This is a genomic window from Paenibacillus macerans (assembly GCF_900454495.1).
In the GTDB taxonomy this organism is placed as follows: domain Bacteria; phylum Bacillota; class Bacilli; order Paenibacillales; family Paenibacillaceae; genus Fontibacillus; species Fontibacillus macerans.
The window spans coordinates 3,570,896-3,591,380 of sequence record NZ_UGSI01000001.1; the positions used below are offsets into that span (position 1 = coordinate 3,570,896).

The 20,485-nt window shown below is 55.8% G+C and carries 14 protein-coding genes and 2 riboswitches; of the genes, 3 read left to right on the plus strand and 11 right to left on the minus strand.

Going from position 1 to position 20,485, the window contains the following annotated elements; all coding sequences use genetic code 11:
* Window positions 1-337 precede the first annotated feature (337 nt).
* The 5 genes from DYE26_RS16125 to sdaAB form a co-directional block, all read right to left on the minus strand.
* Entirely contained in the window at window positions 338-1,600 is a 1,263-nt protein-coding gene (locus tag DYE26_RS16125; protein ID WP_124331818.1) for an ABC transporter permease, read from the minus strand.
* The gene (locus tag DYE26_RS16130) at window positions 1,597-2,967 is read right to left on the minus strand and encodes an HlyD family secretion protein (RefSeq protein WP_082207912.1); all 1,371 of its coding nucleotides are present in this window, start codon (window positions 2,965-2,967) and stop codon (window positions 1,597-1,599) included. The genes DYE26_RS16125 and DYE26_RS16130 overlap by 4 nt, the downstream gene beginning before the upstream one ends.
* A 44-nt stretch (window positions 2,968-3,011) precedes the next feature.
* Window positions 3,012-3,608, minus strand: coding sequence for a TetR/AcrR family transcriptional regulator (locus DYE26_RS16135; RefSeq protein ID WP_172531702.1), 597 nt, complete (start codon window positions 3,606-3,608; stop codon window positions 3,012-3,014).
* A gap of 509 nt (window positions 3,609-4,117) precedes the next feature.
* Window positions 4,118-4,999: an L-serine ammonia-lyase, iron-sulfur-dependent, subunit alpha gene (sdaAA, locus tag DYE26_RS16140; protein WP_036625452.1), complete on the minus strand. Its 882-nt coding sequence runs from the start codon at window positions 4,997-4,999 to the stop codon at window positions 4,118-4,120.
* A gap of 34 nt (window positions 5,000-5,033) precedes the next feature.
* Window positions 5,034-5,699, minus strand: coding sequence for an L-serine ammonia-lyase, iron-sulfur-dependent subunit beta (gene sdaAB / locus DYE26_RS16145; protein WP_036628692.1), 666 nt, complete (start codon window positions 5,697-5,699; stop codon window positions 5,034-5,036).
* Window positions 5,700-5,998: 299 nt separating this feature from the next.
* Window positions 5,999-6,104, minus strand: a riboswitch (glycine riboswitch).
* A 609-nt stretch (window positions 6,105-6,713) separates the two neighbouring features.
* Between sdaAB and DYE26_RS16150 the strand changes: the two genes are divergently transcribed.
* On the plus strand, window positions 6,714-12,191 hold the full coding sequence (locus tag DYE26_RS16150) for a S8 family serine peptidase (RefSeq protein WP_036625457.1): 5,478 nt from the start codon (window positions 6,714-6,716) through the stop codon (window positions 12,189-12,191).
* A gap of 34 nt (window positions 12,192-12,225) precedes the next feature.
* On the opposite strand, the gene DYE26_RS16155 is transcribed toward DYE26_RS16150, so the two are convergent.
* The 4 genes from DYE26_RS16155 to DYE26_RS16170 all read right to left on the minus strand — a co-directional run bounded on the left by DYE26_RS16155 (window position 12,226) and on the right by DYE26_RS16170 (window position 16,486).
* The gene (locus DYE26_RS16155; protein ID WP_218032595.1) at window positions 12,226-12,651 is read right to left on the minus strand and encodes a VOC family protein; all 426 of its coding nucleotides are present in this window, start codon (window positions 12,649-12,651) and stop codon (window positions 12,226-12,228) included.
* Between the two features lie 759 nt (window positions 12,652-13,410).
* Complete coding sequence (locus tag DYE26_RS16160; protein ID WP_036625459.1) at window positions 13,411-14,568, minus strand: ABC transporter ATP-binding protein; 1,158 nt, start codon at window positions 14,566-14,568, stop codon at window positions 13,411-13,413.
* Window positions 14,569-14,714: 146 nt separating this feature from the next.
* Window positions 14,715-15,506 (minus strand): ABC transporter permease, encoded by a 792-nt coding sequence (locus tag DYE26_RS16165; RefSeq protein WP_036628694.1) that lies wholly within the window; start codon window positions 15,504-15,506, stop codon window positions 14,715-14,717.
* Between the two features lie 203 nt (window positions 15,507-15,709).
* Entirely contained in the window at window positions 15,710-16,486 is a 777-nt protein-coding gene (locus tag DYE26_RS16170; RefSeq protein WP_036625461.1) for an ABC transporter permease, read from the minus strand.
* Between the two features lie 217 nt (window positions 16,487-16,703).
* A riboswitch (cyclic di-GMP riboswitch) is annotated at window positions 16,704-16,784 on the plus strand.
* 13 nt (window positions 16,785-16,797) lie between these two features.
* On the opposite strand from DYE26_RS16170, the gene DYE26_RS33165 reads away from it, so the two are divergent.
* The gene (locus tag DYE26_RS33165) at window positions 16,798-17,166 is read left to right on the plus strand and encodes a hypothetical protein (RefSeq protein WP_124331821.1); all 369 of its coding nucleotides are present in this window, start codon (window positions 16,798-16,800) and stop codon (window positions 17,164-17,166) included.
* Between the two features lie 7 nt (window positions 17,167-17,173).
* Here DYE26_RS33165 and DYE26_RS16175 read toward each other — a convergent pair whose 3' ends face one another.
* Window positions 17,174-18,241 (minus strand): PAS domain-containing sensor histidine kinase, encoded by a 1,068-nt coding sequence (locus DYE26_RS16175; protein WP_164815253.1) that lies wholly within the window; start codon window positions 18,239-18,241, stop codon window positions 17,174-17,176.
* Window positions 18,242-18,274: 33 nt separating this feature from the next.
* Window positions 18,275-19,663, minus strand: a complete 1,389-nt coding sequence (locus tag DYE26_RS16180; RefSeq protein ID WP_082207914.1) for a sugar phosphate nucleotidyltransferase — start codon at window positions 19,661-19,663, stop codon at window positions 18,275-18,277.
* 126 nt (window positions 19,664-19,789) lie between these two features.
* Between DYE26_RS16180 and DYE26_RS16185 the strand changes: the two genes are divergently transcribed.
* Window positions 19,790-20,482, plus strand: a complete 693-nt coding sequence (locus tag DYE26_RS16185; protein ID WP_036625466.1) for a response regulator transcription factor — start codon at window positions 19,790-19,792, stop codon at window positions 20,480-20,482.
* Window positions 20,483-20,485 lie beyond the last annotated feature (3 nt).

The window sequence follows — 20,485 nt, forward strand, 5'->3', positions numbered from 1 at the left end:
CACTCTCGCTTTACCAAACGTTTCGCCCAACTCCCAAATCGCCTCTCCCCCAAAATAGACACAAAAAGTTCCGCTAATTTGGCGATACCGGTTGAAACGCGCAAAATAGCGGAACTTTTAGAACTAGACTAGAATTGTACTGTTAGGTTAGCGGCCACGGTCACTCCCGGCACCACGAGCGATGTTCGACAAGCAGTTGCTCGACCTGCATTTCGGTGATCGCGTGCTGACGTCGAGGAAATCCTTGCCGTCATGGCCGGCCGTATTTGTATCGATTTCCTCCCATCTCGACTGCTCCATACATATTCCTTTTGGAAAAATTAGTGCATCGTACATCCTACATTGGCGTTGTCGTCGTTTGGGCCGCCATTACCGGGGGCTGCGAGGATTCCGCGAACGCCGGAGCCGGCGGCGCCAGCACCTGGTCCGCATCGTGATCCGCAGTATGTCTGAACGATACAAATCGGGAATAAAGCAGCGATGCCAGCAATGTGATCAAACCGATCAAACCGGTCGCTATGCAATCCTTCAAAACTTGGGCGGTCGTCAGCCCCTTCAGCATCACCGCGCGCACCGCCTCGAGAAAATAGGTCAGCGGCAGGCCGTGGGCGATCACCTGCAGAAATTTGGGCATCGCCTCCATCGGCCAGGAATGTCCCGACAGCGAAAAAGAAGGAAGCGCGACCAGCATGGAAATTTGCAACGCCGTGATTTTGTTGGGAGCAATCAGGCTGAGCAAATAACCGACGGACGCCACGGCAAAAGAGAAGACTACGGCGATCAGCAAAATCGACCACGCCGACCCGCGGAACGACAGCTCATACACGGAGGTGAGAATCGCCATGACGACGAAGACGTTCAAAATACCGATAAGCCAATACGGAAACATTTTGACGAACATGATTTTCCACGGGCTTCTCTTCCACACGGCGAAGCGGCTCCAGGTCCGCTCTTCCTTTTCCCGGGCGACCGCCATCCCGACGGCCATAAACATGACCTGCTGCAGCGTCGTTCCAGCCATCCCGGTGACGAGGAAATCCACGTAATCATAGGTCGGGTTATAAAGTGTACGCGAGGTAAACGGGATGATCGATAAGGTCGCGCTCACCTGTTCATCCTTCATTCCTTGCTGCTGCAGCCTTTTGGTCGTCGTTCCGTAGCTGTACGTCGTGACCACTTCGTTGGCGCCCTTGACGACGGCGTTCGTGATCATCAGGTTGGTGCCGTCCACCGCGGCGACGATCGGCGTCGGCGTTCCCCGCTTCAGCTTGGCTTCCAGATCGGCCGGGATGATCACCCCGGCTCTGGCTTCGCCGTTATCGATCGCTTGCCGTAGTTCCCGGCTCGAATGGACTTCCCCGACGACTTTGATCGACTGATGCGCATCCAGCGCCTGGATGATTTGTTGGCTTAACTGGCTCTGATCTTCATCGTAAATGAGCGTGGGAATTTCCAAAACCGCCCGATGACTGTAAAGGGAGGCGAAAAAAAACGTATAAAAAATCGGCCCGATCAGCAGGATGACGAAGATCACCCGGTCCTTGAAAATATTTTTCCACTCTTCCGCCAGCATAGAGCCTATCGTAAGCCTATCGTTCACTGGGCTTCACCCGCTTTGTCCGCTTTGTCCGCTTTGTCCGCTTTGCCCGGCGATTCCTCAGTTCCCGCCTGCCCCCCGGAGGTTCCGCCGTCCTTGCCGTACCATTCCACGGTCATCCCGGTCGCGGCGGTGTCCGGCAAATCGATGAACTGAACTTTAATGCCGAAGGAGCGGATGTCCAGGTCCCCGGTATTCTGCGTCGCTTTTTGCGAAGCGAACGTCGCCGCCTGCGCTATCGTAACGACCTTGGCCTTCTGCATGCTGCCGTCGGCAACGAGTTTCACGTTTACGATATCGCCTTTTTTCAGGCCGGCCATCTCGGTTTCGGGCAAATAAAATTTCGCCGTCTTGACCGCTTCGGTCTGCTGAATCGTAAATACGGGGAACCCGGAACCTACGATTTCGCCGAGCTCCGCCGATTGGGACACGATTACCCCGTCTACGGGAGCGATCAGCTTGGTGTAGCCCAGATAGGTTTGGGCCTCCTTCAGCGCTGCGGCGGCTTGCTTCTTGCCGGACTCGGCCGTCCGCTGGGCCGCCTCGGCCTGCTCGATCATCGCCACGGCCGCGTCCACATCCTGGCGCTTGATTTCAATTTGCGCCTTGTTGGCCTCGGCCAGCGCCAAAGCCGCTTTCGCCTGCTCAAGCTGGGCTTCGGCAGCATCGATCTCCTCCTGCCGGGCGCCTTCTTTCGCCATGTTGTATTGCTCGACCGCGGCGTTGTAAGACGCTTCTGCCTGCGTATAGGACAAGTTCACTTTGTCAAAATCGGCTTGGCTGACTATCCCTTCGGCAAACAAGCCTGTGGTCCGCTGCAAATTGTCCTTGGCGATGTCGTAAGCTTTTTTGGCCGCTTCCATTTGGACTTTCGCCTGCTTCAGCTCCTGCGGGCGCGCTCCCGCTTTGAGCCCATTAACCTTGGCCTGGGCCGCCTGAACCACCGCCTGCGCCTGCGCGATCTGTTTGTCGATCGTTTCCGCCGTCAGGAAAACGGCACTTTCACCCTCCGCTTTTTTCGATTTCGCCGCATTTACGGAAGCTGCCGCTTGCCCGATCTGGCCTTCGGTCACGGCCACCGCCGCCTGGGCCTGGGATACCTTGGCTTTGACCTCATCGCTTTCGATCTGGGCCAGGATATCCCCCTTTTTCACCTCATCGCCTTCCTCCGCCAACAGCTCGACGATCCGTCCCCCGACTTTAAAGCTCGCGCTCGATTGATCAGCCTCGATAAACGCCGTCGGGCGATTCTCTTTTTCGCTGCCTGAGGTAATCTGGTTCGAGTTCAGGATCCAGATTCCGCCCGCAATGAGCAGAACGATCGCAACATAAATCAACAACCTGGGTATCAGTGCTCTTAACTTTTCCATCTTCCTCTACTCCTCCAAATATCATCTCACTTAAGTTTGAACTGTTAATGGTTCATGCGCGGCCGCTCGGCCGACAGGCCTCCCGCCAGAAAAATCCGCATGGATTCCTTGATTCGCTCCTTCTCCAGCGGCTCGTGGTTTTTGTTCCAATCCAACGTTAACGCTATGTACAGCTTCAGCATGACGAAAGAGATCACTTTCGGATCAAAAGCATGAATTTCACCGCGCTGTCCAGCCAGCGTAATTTGCCGCTCCAAATAATCCAGAATGGCGCTTTCGATTTTTTCCAAACCTTCCCGCGCCTGCTGGGTGCCGAAATTACGCACCTCCTGAAACAATTTGGCCAGCAGCTCATGCTCGCTTCTGAACTCCAGCAAGGCATCCATGCTTTGAAAGAGATTCTCGAAAAAAGGCTTATTCTCATCCACCTTTTGCGCCGTGAGCCGCTTCATCTCCGCAATGATGGAACGGAGAATTTCATCGAACAGCTCTTCTTTGTTGGAGAAAAATGTATATATAGTCCCCTTGGCTACATTGGCGATTTTGGCCACTTGATCCATCGTCGTCGCCTTATAGCCAAACAGCGAAAAACATTTCACGGCGGCTTCAATCACCATTTCCCGACGGTTGATTTGAGCCAATCCCCATAGCGCCTCCTTTCGCGAAAATGACTGATTGACCAAAATAAGAATATAGTCAATTGGTCGATTTTTACTTTACTCCTTCCACAGACGAATGGCAAGGTATTTTTTGCAAAAAACCTTTAAAAAATTTTCCCGTTCCGTGTTGCGCGATTTTTTTATTACTCGTTTTCGCTTTTTATTGATTAATATTTGGTGATTTTATCGTGTTACTACTTTTTTGCGAGAGATAGGGAATATTCTTAATGTGCCGCTATTTTGAAGGCTTGAAGATCAATTGTTGGCTGTAGCCGGCTGTTAGCGCCGACTCTGCCGGTGAACATCACGCTGCCGGACAATAAAGAGACTGAATAACGTTATTCAACTTGACAAAAACCAGGCCCCTGGCGGCGCCTGGTTTTTGTCATACGTTTAGCTGCGAAAGCGCCTCAAAGGCTAGTCTTCCCGTAACGAACATCTCAACCAAAAAAGTCCCGGCCCTATCGTACAAAGGGCGGGACTCTGCCTGCTCATTTTTTCCGGTTTCGCAGCTCTTTCATGATTTTGCGGCCGGTCGGCGTTTGGGCCAGGCCGCCCTGGGCCGTTTCCCGATGCCGGCTGGGCATCGCGGAGCCGACCTCCAGCATGACGTCGATGACTTCGTCGGACGGAATCGCGCTGCGCACGCCGGCAAGCGCCATATCCGCGGCCGCCAGCGCATTGACCGCCCCGAAGCCGTTGCGGACGATGCAGGGGATTTCAACCAGGCCGCCGACCGGATCGCAGATCAGGCCCAGCGTATTTTTCAGCGCCAGACCGACGGCGTGCACCGCCTGCTCCGGCGTTCCCCCGCGCAGCTCGACCATCGCGCCCGCCGCCATGCCGATCGCCGAGCCGATTTCCGCCTGGCATCCGCCTTCCGCGCCGGAGATAAACGAGTTGTTGGCGATGACGTACCCGATCGCCCCGGCGCAGAACAAACCTCGCACCAGATGCTCATCCTCCCAGCCAAAACGTTCCTGCGCACTGACGAACACCCCCGGGATGATGCCGCAGGATCCGGCCGTCGGGGTGGCCACGATCCGCCCCATCGAGGCGTTGACCTCGGAGACCGCCAAAGCGTAAGCCATGGCCTGACAGGCGATGTCCCCCGCGGCGGGCTCCCCGCTGCCGCGGTATTCGTTCACCCTTTTGGCATCGCCGCCCGTCAGCCCGCTCGTCGAGGTAATTTCCTCCGTCAATCCTCGGCGTACCGCTTCCTTCATAATTTGATAATACTCGGCCATCGCCGCCATGATTTCCGCTTCGCTCTGGCCGCTTTCCGCCGCCTGATCCTGCAGCATCACCTGCGAAATCGTCAGGACCTCCTTATCGCACAAAGCGACGAGCTCCCGCAAATTCCGAAAACGCATGTTTATCTACCCCTTCACTTTGATGTCAAACGCTTTACGTTAAATCGATGTAAGCCGTCCGGCTCACGTGCGGAAGCTTTTCGACCGCTTCGATGAGCGCGTCCGGAATCGCCCCATCCGCCTCGACGACGGTCAAGGCTTCTTCGGTCCTGCCCTTCCGGTCGGTTATGATATAGCCGATGTTCACGTCCGCCCGGCTGAACAGCGCCGTGATGCCGGCCAACATGCCCTGGCGGTCGGCATGCTCGATCACAAGCGTCGGCAGCTCGCCCGAACACTTGACCTCAAACCCGTTGATGCCCTGGATCGCAATGTTCCCGCCGCCGATCGACGCGCCCGTCACCTCGACCTTGCGGTTTTCGCCGGCCAGTGCGATTTTTACCGTATTGGGATGGGCCCCCGGCTGAACGCCGGTCGTAAAGTCAAGCTTTATCCCCGTTTCTTCCGCGATTTGCAGCGACTCCCGGATGCGCTCGTCATCCGTGCGATAATCCAATATCCCGCCGGCGACGGCCAGATCCGTGCCATGCCCCTGATACGTTTCCGCAAACGATCCGTAGAAGCAGATATGCGCTTCGGCGGGCGACTCCCCCAACAGCTGCCGCGCAAAACGCCCGATCCGTACCGCCCCCGCGGTATGGGAGCTGGACGGTCCGATCATCGCCGGACCAATTATCGAAAATACATTTTTAAACCGCATGGTCATCTTCCCCGTTCCCCATATCTTTGTTTTCACCATTTCGCAAAAATCTTACTTTCAGCTTTCCCTATTAGTGCGTGTTCAAAAAGGTCGGTTTTCAGCAGCGAAGCGAAGGCTTGGGCCAGGCTGAATTCAAGATTCGATGCCTATGTAGGAAAAATACCCGATGCCCTCCAAGCGCCAAAAAGGACAGAAAAAAGGCTTGCAGCCTTTTCTCTGTCCCCGTTACCTGAGAGTTTGATGCTTCCGTTGGCCGGAACCACGTACCCCTTGGGTGGCTTTCGCTCTCTCCAGAGTCGCGTCAGGCCATGGTCCTTGTACCTGAGAGATTCAAAGCCGCCCCGCATGGCCGGCTATTTGCTCCTTCGGTGCCGCCTCCAAAGCGGACTCTCCCATGACCCTCATTCGCGCGATATCATTTTGTAATTAATGTAAAACGAAAAGCACCATATGTCAATATAGCTAACATACAAATTCAACTAGATGCCAAATAATATAGTAAAATATTCCTATTTTTCTATGAGTATATGTATATTTTCATAAAATTCTACTTGTGCATTTTCATTTTCATAGATATACTATTTCAAAACAATCCAGTATTTACCTATTTTTATTTTTTATTGAAAATAACCTACTTTTCATATCGAATTTATAATTCAACCGGCCTCAACCCCATCGGCAGTTCAACGAAAGCTTGAATTTATCGCCGATACCTCACTGTTTTCCGCTTCACGTTTTGGTTATGTCCTAATCGGCTTGCCGTATAAACCGGGCCCGGCCGCCAAGCGTTTGCTCCCCGCTGCCCGAAGCGGCTCGCTTTTTCAACTCAACGGCAACTAGTGTTAATTTTTCTCCCATGAAAGGAGGTGATGCTTGGAATTACGATAAATGTCATGTCTTTTTTCGCAAGTCTCTCAGGTCGTCTCCGGTTTTAACTGACAGCCGGCAATTCTCCGTGCTGCCACAAGAGGATGTTCCGAAGGAACCATTAACCTAGAAGAGGGAGTGAAGAAGTTGATCCGATTCAAAAGATTCCGTAAAAATTTCTCACTCGGTATGTCGATCCTCCTTGTGCTTACTTTTGTTCCTGCGACCTATGCCGAAAACAACGGCGCGGCGGCCAAAACCAGTTTAAAATCCAACTCGCCGCACATCGCTGAAGCCAAGATCGATGCCAAACTGACGACGCAGTTCAAGCAGGACGATTACGTGACTTATCTCGTCAAATTAAAAGAACAGACCGATACGGCCTCCGTTTCCAAGCTGGCCCTGCACAAAGCCGCAATCGAAAAAGCGACGCCTTCGGCCGCCAAAATGTCGGCCCGGACTTCCGTCATCAGCGCACTGCGCGAAACGGCTTCACGCACCCAGTTCAGCCTGGATAACTATTTGAGGCAGGAGCAAAAGTCCGGAGAAGTTAAGGATTATAAAAGCTACTTTATCGTAAACGCCATGGCGGTGACAAGCACAAAAGAGGTGCTTGATCAAATCGCCCTGTTTCCGGAAGTAGAAAAGATTCTCCCCAACGAAGAACGGTTTCTGGATAAGGTGGAAATCGACAAGCAGGAGGCGGCGGCCGGTCAAGGGACATCCGTCAAGGATGCCGCGGCCGATAATGCCGGAGGGGCGGCCGTCAAGCCGAGCAGCGTCGAATGGAACATCGCCCAGGTCAACGCCCCTGAGGTTTGGGCCCAAGGCATTGACGGATCGGGAATCGTCGTCGCCAATCTCGACACCGGCGTGGAATACACCCATCCGGCTTTGCGCGCTAAATGGCGCGGGTTCGACGCGTCCGGAAACATCGTCGATCCCGAGCTGAACTGGTACGATCCGCACAGTCACGCCTCGCTGCCGGCGGATACCAACGGGCACGGCACCCACACGATGGGCACGATGGTCGGATCGGAGCCGGACGGCTCGAACCAGATCGGCGTAGCGCCCGGGGCAAAATGGATCGCGGTGCGCATTTTTAACCCGTCGACCACCGACGCCATCATCCTGGACGGCGGGCAATGGCTGCTCGCTCCGGTAGACGCGGAAGGCAACCTCCATCCCGAGCTCGCTCCCGACGTTGTCAACAACTCGTGGGGCGGCGGCTCTGGGCTGGATGAATGGTACCGTCCGGTCGTACAGGCCTGGCGGGACGCCCAGATCTTCCCTGAATTTTCAGCCGGGAACGTAGATGAAGACAATCCCGGAGGGCCCGGTTCCGTCGCCAATCCGGCCAACTATCCGGAGGCATTCGCCACAGGGGCGACGGACATCAACCGCAACCTGGCCGATTTCTCCCTGCTTGGCCCCTCGCCTTACGGCGAGATCAAGCCGGAGGTATCCGCGCCGGGCGTCAACATCCGCTCCTCCGTACCCGGAGGCGGTTATGAAGGCGGCTGGAACGGCACCTCGATGGCCGGCCCGCATACGACCGCGATCGCCGCGCTGCTGCTGCAGGCCAACCATTCGCTGACGGTCGACCAGCTCGAAGAAGTCCTCACCAGCACGGCGACGCCGCGCACGGACAGCCAGTTCCCGAACACGCCGAACAACGGATACGGCCATGGCATCGTCAACGCGCTGGACGCTGTCGGTTCCGTGCTCGAAGGGGTCGGAACGGTGTCCGGCCGGGTCGTCACCGCCGGCGACGATTTCGTAGAACCGGTGCTGGAGCATACTCCCCCTTCTTTAATATATGAAGGTTTCGACGTAACGTTAACCGCCCATGCGGCCGATAATGTCGCCGTGACTTCGGTTGAATTTTACGCCCGGGAGGCGGGAACCGAGCATTATTTATACCTGCCTGCGAAGCGCGTGTCGGGGACGAGCCAGGACGGCGTCTATGAAGCCACCGTCCCGTCCTTCTTGGTCGGAACCGCGGGGCTCGAATATTACATCAGGGTCAGCGATTACGGGGGCAACGGCTTTGATACCGCCCCGTATTCCGTGACCGTGTCGGCCGGGATTCAGCCCGGATACGAGCAGGATTTTGAGACCGGTGTGATCGGGTACGCCTCCGGCGGAACGGGAAACACATGGGCCTGGGGAGCGCCGGTCAGCGGCCCGGGCAGCGCCTATTCGGGGGAAAAAGTGTACGCCACGAACCTGAGCGGCACCTATTCCGCGAACGCCAACTCCTACCTGCTGGCGCCCCCGATCGATCTGACCGGAAGCCCGGAAGGGGCGCTGCTTTCTTTTAAACATTGGTACGATCTTGAAAACAACCGGGATTACGGCACGGTGTATATCGCTTCCGAGGAGAGCGATTACGCTTTCGCGCCGGCGGCCGAATTTACGGGAACGAGCGGCGGCTGGAAGACGCAGTATATCGACCTTCGCCCCTATGCCGGCCAGCAGGTTTATCTGCAATTCAATTTAACGTCCGACGGTTCGGTGCAAAAAGCCGGCTGGTATCTTGACGACCTGTCTCTGCAAGCTCCGGACGACGTGGCTCCGGCGGCTCCCGGCGGGCTTAGCGGTTCCGTCAATTTCGTCGGCAGCGCGGAGCTTTCCTGGTCCGCCCCGGCCGATGAAGACGTGAAGGAATACACCGTATATCGCTCCGTAACTTCGGGAACGGGCTACGAAGCGATCGCCACGACGGCGGAAACGGCTTATACAGACGCTTCCACCGCGACCGGCGCCACGTATTACTACGCCGTCGCCGCAATCGATTACAGCGGCAACGAAAGCGAAAAATCAAATGAAATCGCCCTGACGATCGAACGTCCGGTCAGCCTGTTCAGCGACGATTTTGACGGCGCCGACGACGGCGGCTGGACCCATAGCGGCACGCAGGACGAATGGGAACGCGGCACACCGTCCGCCCCCGGCCCGAGCAGCGCCGTATCTCCCCCGAACGTGTGGGGCACGGATCTCGACGATACCTACGCGAATGGAGCGGATTACTCGCTCGTGTCTCCGGCCATCGATCTGAGCGGGGTGGACAATGCCACGCTGGCCTTCGACCACTGGTTTGAAATCGAAAGCAACTATGATTTCGGATACGTGGAAGCTAGCTCCGACGGCGGTGCGACCTGGGCCCAGCTGGGCAGATTTTCGCACAGCACGAACGGCAAGCAGTGGAGCCCCGTATACTACAGCCTGGACGAGTATGCCGGCGGAGCGGCGAAAATCCGCTTCCGGCTGAAGACGGATAACAGTGTTGCCAAGGCGGGCTGGTATATCGACAACGTTCAGGTGCTCAGCGTAAATACGCCGGCAACGAAGGCTGCCCAAGACGTGGTTGACGAGATCACCCCGCAAAAATCCAAGGCCGACAAACCCGGTCCCGCCTACAAGCTGATCCGCACCACCAAAAGCGAATATAATGCCGCTGTCGGCAAAGCGCAGGGGAGCGGTGAAGTCGGCGTCAGCAGCCTGCCGGCCAGCGCAACCGTGACGGTGGTGGAAACGGGACGTTCCGTGAAAACGGACCCCGCGACCGGAAAATACAGCCTGACCCATGTGGCCGGCAACTATACGCTCAAGGCGGAAGCCTACGGCTATTATCCACAAACACTGCCGGTCTCGATTGAAGATCAGAAGAACGCGAAGGCTAACTTCAATTTGCAGGCGATCCCGAAAGGGCAAATCGCCGGCACGATTAGCGACGAACGCAGCGGCGAGCCGATCGCGGACGCTACCGTAATCGTGCTTGAGGACGCGGCCATCGCCCCGCTGCGCACCGGTGAGGACGGCGGCTTCTCGCTGGAAGTGCTGGAAGGAACGTACACGCTGTCGGTGTCGGCGCGCGACTATTACAGCGGCACAATCACCATAACCGTGCCGCCGGACGGCAGCGCCGACGGATCGCTCGCGCTCAAGCCGTTCATCGGCTTCCCGGGCGAAATCGGCTACGACGACGGCACGGCGGAAAACGCCTGGTCCTTTAACTCCGCAGGCAACGCCTGGGCGGTGCGGATGACGCCGGAATCCGGCGCTGCGCAAGTGACCGGCGCCTCCATCCGGTTCTGGAACGAGGAATGGCCCGTACCGGGCGGAACGGCGTTCCAGTATGCGGTATTCGACGCCTCCGGACCGGACGGCTCGCCGGGCCGCCAGCTGGCAGGACCGTTTGACGGCACGGCGCTGCGCAACGACCGGTGGACGACGCTGGAATTGCCGGAGCCGGTGACGGTCGAAGGCGACTTCTACATCGTCTATATCCAAACGTTGGCGGGCACCAGCGCGCCGGGCCTCGCGGCAGATGAGAACGGTCCGCACGCCGGCCGCAGTTGGCAGCGGGTCAGCGGCGTCTGGAGCCAGACGAAGGAAGAGGACGGCAACTTTATGATCCGCGCCATTGTCCGCTACCCGGTGAACGCGCCGGTGATTACCTCGCCGGCGGCCGGCTCCTTTACGAACCAGCCGACGATTGCCGTAACGGGAACGTCGCCGGCCAATGAAGCGACGATTAAGCTGTACAACGGCACGGAACCGGCCGGTACGGCGACTGTGGAGAACGGGCGGTTCAGCTTGAATACCAAGCTGCATCCCGGCGCGAACGAGCTGAGCGCGGAGGTCGTGGTGAACGGCAAAACGACCGACCGTTCGCTCCCGCGGACGGTGACGCTTGACAGCGACGCACCGCAGCTCGACGTCGTATCGCCGCGGGACGGATTCCGCACCAATTCGGAAGTGCTGAATGTGGCCGGTACCGCCCTAGACGATTATCTGAGCAAGCTGACCGTTAACGGCGCTGAGGTTGCCGCCGGAGACGCAGGCTCCTTCGCCCACCGCATTTTGATAAATGCCGGCGAAAATATCGTTACGGTCACGGCCACCGACCGGGCCGGCAACGAAACGACGGTCACCCGCGCCGTTTATGTCGATCTCGAGCTGCCCGAAATCACGGGCCTCTCCCCGGCCGAAGACGTGCATTTGACCGCCGGTGAACCGCTTACCGTAGCTTTTGACAGCGTTCCGGGACTTGATGCCTCGTTCCGCATCGAGCTGCCGGTGGCGCTGGCGGGAAGCGGCGGCAACGGAATCGCCCTGGAAGAAACCTTCCCGGGGCATTATGAGGGCGTTTATGTCACGCCGGCATCGCTTGTGCTTGACGGCGGAGTGATCGTCGTCAGCGTGCGGGACGAAGCCGGGAACGCCGGCGACTTCCAGGCCCCGGGCCGATTGTTCGTCGCCGCGCCGGGCGGCAACCCGCCGGGTGAAGATCCGGGCGAGGACCCCGGGGAAAATCCCGGGGAAGACCCGGATGACCCCGGGCAAAATCCCCCGGACGACAATTTGGCTCCCAAAGCCGTGATCAAGGCCGCTAATAGCGCGCAGAAGAGAAAGCAGGTTGAATTCGACGGCAGACGTTCCTCGGACGAGGACGGCCGCATCGTCAGCTACAGCTGGCAGTTCGGCGACGGCGGCAGCGCGTCCGGCGCGAAAGTAAAGCATCGCTTTGACCGCGCCGGAACCTACACCGTGACGCTGACGGTCACCGATAATGACGGAGCTACCGGCACCGCCGTTCACACGATCAAAATCAAATAAGCAGAAAAAAAAGGGCGGCCTTGGCTCGAGCGATTTAAGCCAAGGCCGCCTTGCATTTTGCTGCATTTCTACATTCCGTTATGCTGGACCAGGTCCAAGCGATTTCCGTAAAGATCCTCGAACACGACCTCGATCCCCCACGGCACTTCCTTTGGCTCACCGAAAAATTTGACCCGTTTGCCTTCATATGCTCGTAATCGCGATAGCAATCCTCAGTCTGAACGGTCAGAAAAACGTGACCGGCCGCCTGGCTGCCGACCCTATCCGCTTTGTCCGCCGTGTCGGCCTCGACAAAAACGATCGCCGTTCCGGCATCTTGAGCCGGGGCGACGGTCACCCAACGCATCCCGCCTCCGAACGCGTTATCCGTCAGCAGGACGAAACCCGCCTTCTTCGTGTAGAACTCAATCGCTTCATCGTAATTTTTCACCAGCAACGTAACATGCCCTATTTTCTTCACAATTTCACTCCTATCACTTTGTAACTACCACTTCGTAACTATCACTTCGTAACTCATAGCCTGCTTCTTCATTAATTTTTCCTCTGATCGAACATAGTTTATGGGAGATTCGCCGTATCTATCCAACTCCCCAGCCGGAAGATCTATTCTAACGGTTGCCTTAGCGCTTATTTAGCTAAAACCCGGCTATTTGACTCAGATTAGAGCAGATCAACATCCGCTGTCCGGACGCTTTGCACGATTATCCCATTTGATCCGGAAGCAGAGAGGAAGAGAATTTAGGAGAGGAAAATAGGTTTGGGAGCAGCGGACATGTTCGAGATCATTAGTTCGAGATCATTAGTTCCAGATCGTTAGACAGGCTTGTGAGAAGGAGGTTGGAGAAGTGAAGCAGACCTGAAGGGAGGAATAGGGCAAGACACCGGGAAAATGAAAGGACCGAGATTAGCCCTCACCCTCTCCCCCCTGAACAAAAGGAATAATCGTGCAAAGCAGCATGCAGGGATACCAAGACGCTTATTTTGTCAAGCACTGATCTCGGCTTTAGGCCTTTAAAAAGATCTTTTTTCGTAAAATAGCAGCTGCAACAACCGTTAGATTCTCAGCAGGTGTAATATCGGCTCGAAAACTTAGCAATTGCGGGAAATCTGAAAAGTATCGGAGCAAACACTAGTGTAATCTGTAGCATGCAACGGATACAGCGGACCTTATTAGCCCTTTTAGCTCGTTTTGCCACTGCCAGCAGCAGCTCAGCGATACCTACGACGCCGAAAAGCTGCGGATAACCTCCTCGAAATCGGGCTCCTCCATGTCGACGTCGTCGATTTCTCCCCAGCCGCCAAGCTCCCGGATGATCTCCATGGTCCCGATCTCGCGCCGGTCGGCTTCGATGACGACCGTGTTCTCCTCTATGCCTGTGACGCGAAACGGCAGGCCGGACGGGGCGAACGTGGCCCGAACGGCCTGCGGACCCGCCGTCGCCCGAACGAATCCGGCCGAGGCAGCGCCATCCGGGGAACCTGCAACATGCCGTACCTCGAACCCTTCCTCCTGGTTCCCGGCAACATGCCGCGCCTTGATCCCTTCCCCCGGGTTCGAGGCAACATGTCGCGCCTCTCTCCATCCCTCCGGCATCCGAAACACGCCCCGGAACTTTACGCGGATGACCGTCGGCAAGCCGATCATGTCCCGCAGCGCGCGGATCGTCCCGTCATAGGCGAGCTGCCCGTGATTAATCACCATCACGCGGCTGCAGAGCTGCTCGATATCGTCCATGTCGTGCGTGGTAAGCAGGATCGTTTTCCCGAATTCCTTGTTCAAGGTTTGCAAAAACTGGCGGATGTTGCGTTTGGCGTGCACGTCAAGGCCGATCGTCGGTTCGTCGAGGAACAGCAAATCCGGATCGTGCAGCATGGCGGCCGCAATGTCCGCCCGCATCCGCTGGCCCAGCGACAGCTTGCGCACCGGCGTCATCCAAAATTCGTGCAGGTCCAGCAGCTCGGCAAACCGGTCCAGGCGCTCCCGTTTTTCCGCCGGGCTTACGCCGTACATTTCCGCTAGGATGTCGTAGGAATCCTTCACGGGCAAATCCCACCACAGCTGGCTGCGTTGTCCGAACACGACACCCAACCTGCGAACGGCCCGCCGCCGGTCGCGATGGGGATTGAGGCCGCCGATCATAACCGTGCCTGAGGTCGGATGCAAAATGCCGGTGAGCATCTTGATCGTCGTCGACTTACCTGCGCCGTTGGGACCGATATAACCGACAAACTCCCCGCGCTCGATGTTGAAGCTGATGCCCCGGACCGCCTCTTTCAGCCGGTATTCCCGCGAAAACAGCGTACGCAGGCCGGACAGCTTTCCCTCCCGCACGACGGGTGTTTTGAACTCCTTATATAAATGGCTGGCTTCGATCATAAGCCGCTCCTCCTTTTCGTCCTGTATGCCTTCGCTTACCCTTACGCAGCATGCCTTCACTGACTTATACACAGCATGCCTTCACTTACTCGTACGCACTAGCTTCCTTGTACTTACGGCCTTCCGTTCTTACTCTCCCTGTGCGCTTAGCTTCCTGTGCTTTGATATTTCGTGATGCCGAACAGCCAGAACCGCAGGCTTGCGGCTAAGCATACCGCCGCCGCCCCCGCCGTCGCCGCAAGGATCCACGGCCCCCATTCGCCCCGTAAAATATAGAGCGAAGGTACATAATTCACAAAGCCGACCGGGATCACGAACAAAAATAGCGAGGACATCCACTTCGGATACAGGGTGAGCGGGTATCGCGCCGCCGTTTGAGCGGCATCCTCGGTGAAGTTTTGCAGTTCGCTGATGCGGGTCGTCCAGAAACCGAGCGTAGCCGTAGCAAGTCCGATAGAAAACAAAATGACCGCGCCGGTAACGATAATGAATAGCGTAAACGGTACTGCAATCCAGCCGACTTGTCCGCTATGCGTCATCGCGCCGAGCGACCAGCACAGGATGAAACCGCCCTGCAGCAGTTCGCCGGGCATCAGCCGGAAGTTCTGCGGCATTAAAGCGAGCAGCACCGGCATCGGCCGCGTCAATAGCTGGTCGAGCTCTCCGCCGACCAGGTATTTTTCCAGATGGTGCACCTCCTCGGCAAACGTGCGGTACAGCGTCCTGGACAACGTCATCACCGCAAACAAATACCCGATCTCGTAAACCGACCAGCCCTGTATTACGCCGAACTTGTCCAGAACGATCGCGATCATCAGAAATTCGGAAATCTGGATCAACGCGGCCAGCACCGTACCCAGCACAAAATTGAATTTGTACTGCATCCGGCTTTTTATGCTCGTACGGATCAGCAGCCGGTACAGGTTCAGCCAAGACATCGGCTTCGCGCCAGCGGACCGGGCCGGGCCGGCAGTGACCTTCGAAAATCGTCCGCCGCTGCCGCTAATGTCATCGTACATTTCGTGCGTGCCGTCTATGCCGCTCATAGGCTTCTGCCCGCTCTTAGACTTCCGCCCGTTCTTTGGCTTCCGCCCTCTCCCAGGCTTTTGCCCGTTCTCAGCGCCAGGCCCCTTCCTCTCGTTCATCCGCCCTGCACCTCCACTTTCCGCCGCAGCAGCCGGGTTGCCAGCAAGCAGCAAGCAGTCATCAGGACGCACCAAAGCAGCGTTCCCCATAAGGCGGAGCCGCTTCCGTTTCCAAGATAAATCGTTGTGGGAACATAGAGCAGGTAAGGGTAAGGCGATAGCCAGGCGAGGTTTTCCAGCGGTCCGGGCAGCCATTCCAACGGGATGAAAAATCCGGCAAGCAAATTGATCAGCGCGCTATTGGCCCAATAGAGCCAGGACGATTCCATCGTCCACAAGGCGCTTACGCCGATCAAATAATTGATGCAGATCGACAGATAGGAGGCCCCGAGCAACCCTAACACGGTGTACAACACGGCGGTCCATTGATTTGGAATTTGCAATGAAAAAATGAAGAAATACAGGAGATAAATCGGGATGGATTTGAAAATGAACTGGTAGGCGATCTGTCCCCATTCCCTGGCCATCGTATGGCTGAACAGATGGACGGGACGCATCAGATCAAGCGCGATTTGCCCGGTCCTGACGGATTGGGGGATGCCGAGCCCGTTCGTGATGAAGCTGGTGATCCAGAGACACGCCTGGGTGAAGGCGATATAATTCACCATTCCCTGCGTTCCGTACTCTCCCAGCGGGTGGTCCTTCCCCAACCCGATCCAGATGCACGCATACATAAATCCGAACATCGCGCTCGCGAGGTTGTGCACCATATGGGCTCCGCGGTACTGCAAATTGCGGGCATAGGCTTTGGAAGCCAGCGTGAAATAAAGCATCCGGTTAAACACCTCCGATAAGCTTATTTAGAGGGGGGGTCCCCCCTCATAGACGGGCAGACCCGTCCACTTCAGTCAAGGCGATTTTGCAAGAAGGGTATTATCATACCTTAATATTCCAAGAGTGGCAAGAGAAATTTTGCGCACCCGGATTACCAGGAAATGGATTGCATGTTTTATGGAATCGTGATACGATGTTTTTTGTGAAAAAAGCGGCTACGATAAACGGCAAACCTGTCGAAAGGCAGCGACGCAAAGCTAAAGGGCCTTCCCGCAAGGATGGCAGCCAGCTACCGAACAGAAGGCTTTTTTTGTTTTTTTATATGTATATTAATTTAAGTAGGCTCAACCTAGAAAACAGGTATTCGACAGTCGGCTGCTGGAGCGCACCAAACGCCGGTCTTCAAAATAGCGGTAATTTATGTGCTTATTATCCGGAGCCGGGCATGTTCATCCCCATTAGCGGCATCTTTGTTCCTTATTCGCTTGTGAAGGGCCCAGAACGCGGGCGTTTCCTTGCGACTGAAGACAATAGCGGCATAAATCGTCTCTATTTCTCTCAAATTGACGGATATCGCCGGAATAGCGGCATTTTTTGCCCTTATGTTTTGCGCTTTTCGCAGGAGTTTCTCATGATCGTTTGGTCAAGCGCCGTTTTGGGTTTTTGTGCTATAAAATAGGAAACGCTTAATCCAAATGAACGGGTTTTGGCATACGCAAGCAGAATGTACTTCCTTGCCCTACTTCCGAGGTTAACGTAATCGTCCCCCCGTGGTCTGTTGCAATTTTTTTGACGATATAAAGGCCCACGCCGCTGCCCTTAATTTGACGGGAACCCGAATTGCCGGCTCGATAAAATTTATCGAACAGCCGCGCATGCATCTCCGCGGGAATTCCTATTCCGTAATCCGTAACCTCGATGATATAATAGTCTGCTTCTTCCGCGATTCGGATGAGTACTAATGGTTTGCCGGGAGAATATTTAATCGCATTGCTGATTAAATTGTCAAAAACTTGAGACATTCTAAACCGGTCCGCGTAGATGAAAGCGTCTTCAACCTCGGAATCCACCTCGATAAGATGCGATGATTTCAAATTCCACCGTTCGGTCACTTCGTGAATGAGTTCAATCAGCGGTACATAAGTTTTATGATAGTTATACCCTCCCGATTCCAGCCGCTCACTGTCCAAAACATCCTCAAGCAGATGGGACAACCGGTTTCCTTCCGCAAAAATGATTTCCATGTAACGCCGCCTGTTCTCCGCGGAAATATCGTACTGCATCAACATTTCCACATAGCCCAGCAGCGTCGTCAGAGGTGTCCTTAATTCGTGGGAGACCACGCTGATCATTTCGCGTCTCTGCGGATCGGCCGCCTCTTCTTCGCCGCATTCCCGAAATACCAATAAATACCCGTAACACGCCGTTTGCGCGGTATCCAATACCGGGCTTACATAAAACGAGAACAAACGCCTAGGTCCTTGGGCATATGGGAACTTCCCCTGATTTCCGTTCACCTCTCCTTTTCGAAACGCTTGTATGGTCTTGGTCAGCTTATGGTCCTCCTGCTGAATGTTCGCATCCATAGCTTTGGTAAAAGCCGTAATATCCTGCCCCGTCATCTCTTCCAAGCCGAACAAATCTTTGAGCCTGCGGTTCATAAACACGATCGTCCCCCTAGTGTCGCATTTAAGGATACCTTCCTGAAATGATTCCAAGTAGTACGTATCGATGTCCTGTTGTTCCTCAGCCATGTTTTCTCTCATTCGCCAACCGCTTGTCCGGTTTTACCGCCTGGCCGGCACCTCATGGTTTTGCTCTTCCCCCTTTCCCTCCTTCGCCATCCAAGGATCGGCATAACGGATCATGTCGCTGTCTTCGATTTTTCGGCCGATTTGCAGTTCGATCAACTCCAGATCGCTGTACGCCAACAGCGCATGTTTCATGCCGGGCTCAACGACAACAACGCTTCCCGCCTCTACGGGAAACGTTTGGCCGTCAATGCACGCTTCGCCCGCGCCGGCAATCACGATCCAGATTTCTTTGCGCCGCCCATGTTCATGATAACCGATAAAACGGCCTGCGGAAATCACGGCCCGGTTGGTCAACGATTCCGTTTCGCCCGCGCGTCTTGCGGTCAACACCGTCTTCCGGCCCCACCCGGTTTCTTTAAAACGGGGGGTGATTTCGACTTGAGCCACCATATCTTTAATGCCGGCCGACGCTTCCCGGTCGGTGACCAGAATACCGTCCGGTCCCGCGGCCACGACAATGTTGGGCACTCTCCATACGCCCACGGGGATATCCAGCTCATTGACAATCCGGGAGCCGGATGAATCCGGACAGACATAACCGCTCCCGCTGACCTGCTGCTCCATTTCTTCCGAAAGCGAATTCCATGTGCCGATATCCTTCCAGCGGCCTTGATAAGGAACGGCTACAATGCGCTTCGTTCGTTCCACCACCTCGATGTCGAAGCTTTGGCGCGGAAGCAGCTTATACATGCCGAGCAGCTCATCGTAATCCGCCGGCAGGCCCCTTTGCTTAAGCGCATCAAGCAGAAATCCAAGCCGAAACACGAACACTCCGCAGTTCCATAAGGCGCCCTCGTCAATCAACGTTTGGGCCCTAGCCGCGGAAGGCTTTTCCACAAACGCTCGCACCCGCAAGCTTCCGTCCGCTTCGGCCGGCTGCTGCGTCACAATATAACCGAATTTATCCGCAGGCGCGTCGGGAGCCACGCCCAAAAGCGCCAGATCGGCGCCAGCGTCCGCCAACACGCCGGGCAGTTTGCCCAAGGCTTGAAAAAAGGAATCCTCCGCATAGCCATCGACCGGCATAACCCCTACGGTTTCGTCAGGACCGCAGCCTTCCTTGCTGTGCAAGTAGGCGGAGGCCAGACTAATGGCCGGAAAGGTATCCCTGCGCTCTGGTTCCTCGAGAATCGGCGCCAGATCGCCGACCTGCCCTTGAATCAGCTCCCTTTGTCCGAGGCCGGCCGAGAACAACAACGCCTCCCCTAGCCCCGCGCCGGAAAGCTGGCGGCAAACCCGCTGCAGCATGCTTTCCGCTTTCCCCTCATGCCGCAGCACGGGCAAAAACTGCTTCGGGCGGTTCGTGTTCGACAAAGGCCATAGCCGTTTCCCCGCACCGCCTGACAATAAAATTAGACGCATTTTTTCTCCCACCTTTAAATTGATGATTGTCACATTATTTCAAATATTAATCATTTTTGTAATTTTGTATATTGCAAATATTAATTTTTCCTTTATTATTTCATAGAATAGGAGGGTGACTTATGAATGAGTACCAAAGTACTACTTGTTGATGATGAGAAAAATCTAACCGACATGATCGCTCTCTTCCTTGAAGAGAACGGGTATCAGGTGAATAGCTTCTATCATTCCCGGGAAGCGATGCAAATGCTGAAGCAAGATGAGCCCGATGTGATCATCATCGACTTGATGCTGCCCGGGATGGACGGCAACGAGCTGGTCCGGGCGCTTCACGCCCATACTTCCGCACCGATTCTGATGATTTCGGCCAACACCCTGCTTGATGAACGGATTCACGCGCTCGAAAACGGGGCGGACGACTTTCTGTGCAAGCCGTTCAGCCTGAAGGAGCTGGACGCCAGAATCAAAGCGCTGCTCAGAAGATCGCAGGCCGCCCGCGAATCGCCGGGCGCCTCGCCCGTTACGGCCAAAAAGGGCGAAATCGCCGTAAACGAGTACAGACGCTGCTTATTTGTAAACGGCGAAGAGATCGAAGTGACGAATATTGAATTTGAAATTATGAAGCAGTTGGCCAGTTCCCCCGGCAAGGTCTTCACCCGCAACGAACTGCTCGACCGGATTAAGGGCAGCGATCGCGCCTACTTGGACCGCACCATCGATGTGCATATTTCCAGCTTGCGCAAAAAAATCGAACCCGACCCGAAAAATCCCCGTCACATTCTGACTGTATGGGGAGCCGGGTACAAGTACGCCTTATAAGGT

Bases quoted from the DNA above. Each gene is read 5' to 3' on its own strand.
- DYE26_RS16130 (WP_082207912.1), bottom strand. From the start codon at position 2,967: ATGGAAAAGTTAAGAGCACTGATACCCAGGTTGTTGATTTATGTTGCG.
- sdaAA (WP_036625452.1), bottom strand. From the start codon at position 4,999: ATGCGTTTTCGGAATTTGCGGGAGCTCGTCGCTTTGTGCGATAAGGAG.
- sdaAB (WP_036628692.1), bottom strand. From the start codon at position 5,699: ATGCGGTTTAAAAATGTATTTTCGATAATTGGTCCGGCGATGATCGGA.
- DYE26_RS16160 (WP_036625459.1), bottom strand. From the start codon at position 14,568: ATGATCGAAGCCAGCCATTTATATAAGGAGTTCAAAACACCCGTCGTG.
- DYE26_RS16165 (WP_036628694.1), bottom strand. From the start codon at position 15,506: ATGTCTTGGCTGAACCTGTACCGGCTGCTGATCCGTACGAGCATAAAA.
- DYE26_RS16170 (WP_036625461.1), bottom strand. From the start codon at position 16,486: ATGCTTTATTTCACGCTGGCTTCCAAAGCCTATGCCCGCAATTTGCAG.
- DYE26_RS16175 (WP_164815253.1), bottom strand. From the start codon at position 18,241: ATGGCTGAGGAACAACAGGACATCGATACGTACTACTTGGAATCATTT.
- DYE26_RS16180 (WP_082207914.1), bottom strand. From the start codon at position 19,663: ATGCGTCTAATTTTATTGTCAGGCGGTGCGGGGAAACGGCTATGGCCT.
- DYE26_RS16185 (WP_036625466.1), top strand. From the start codon at position 19,790: ATGAGTACCAAAGTACTACTTGTTGATGATGAGAAAAATCTAACCGAC.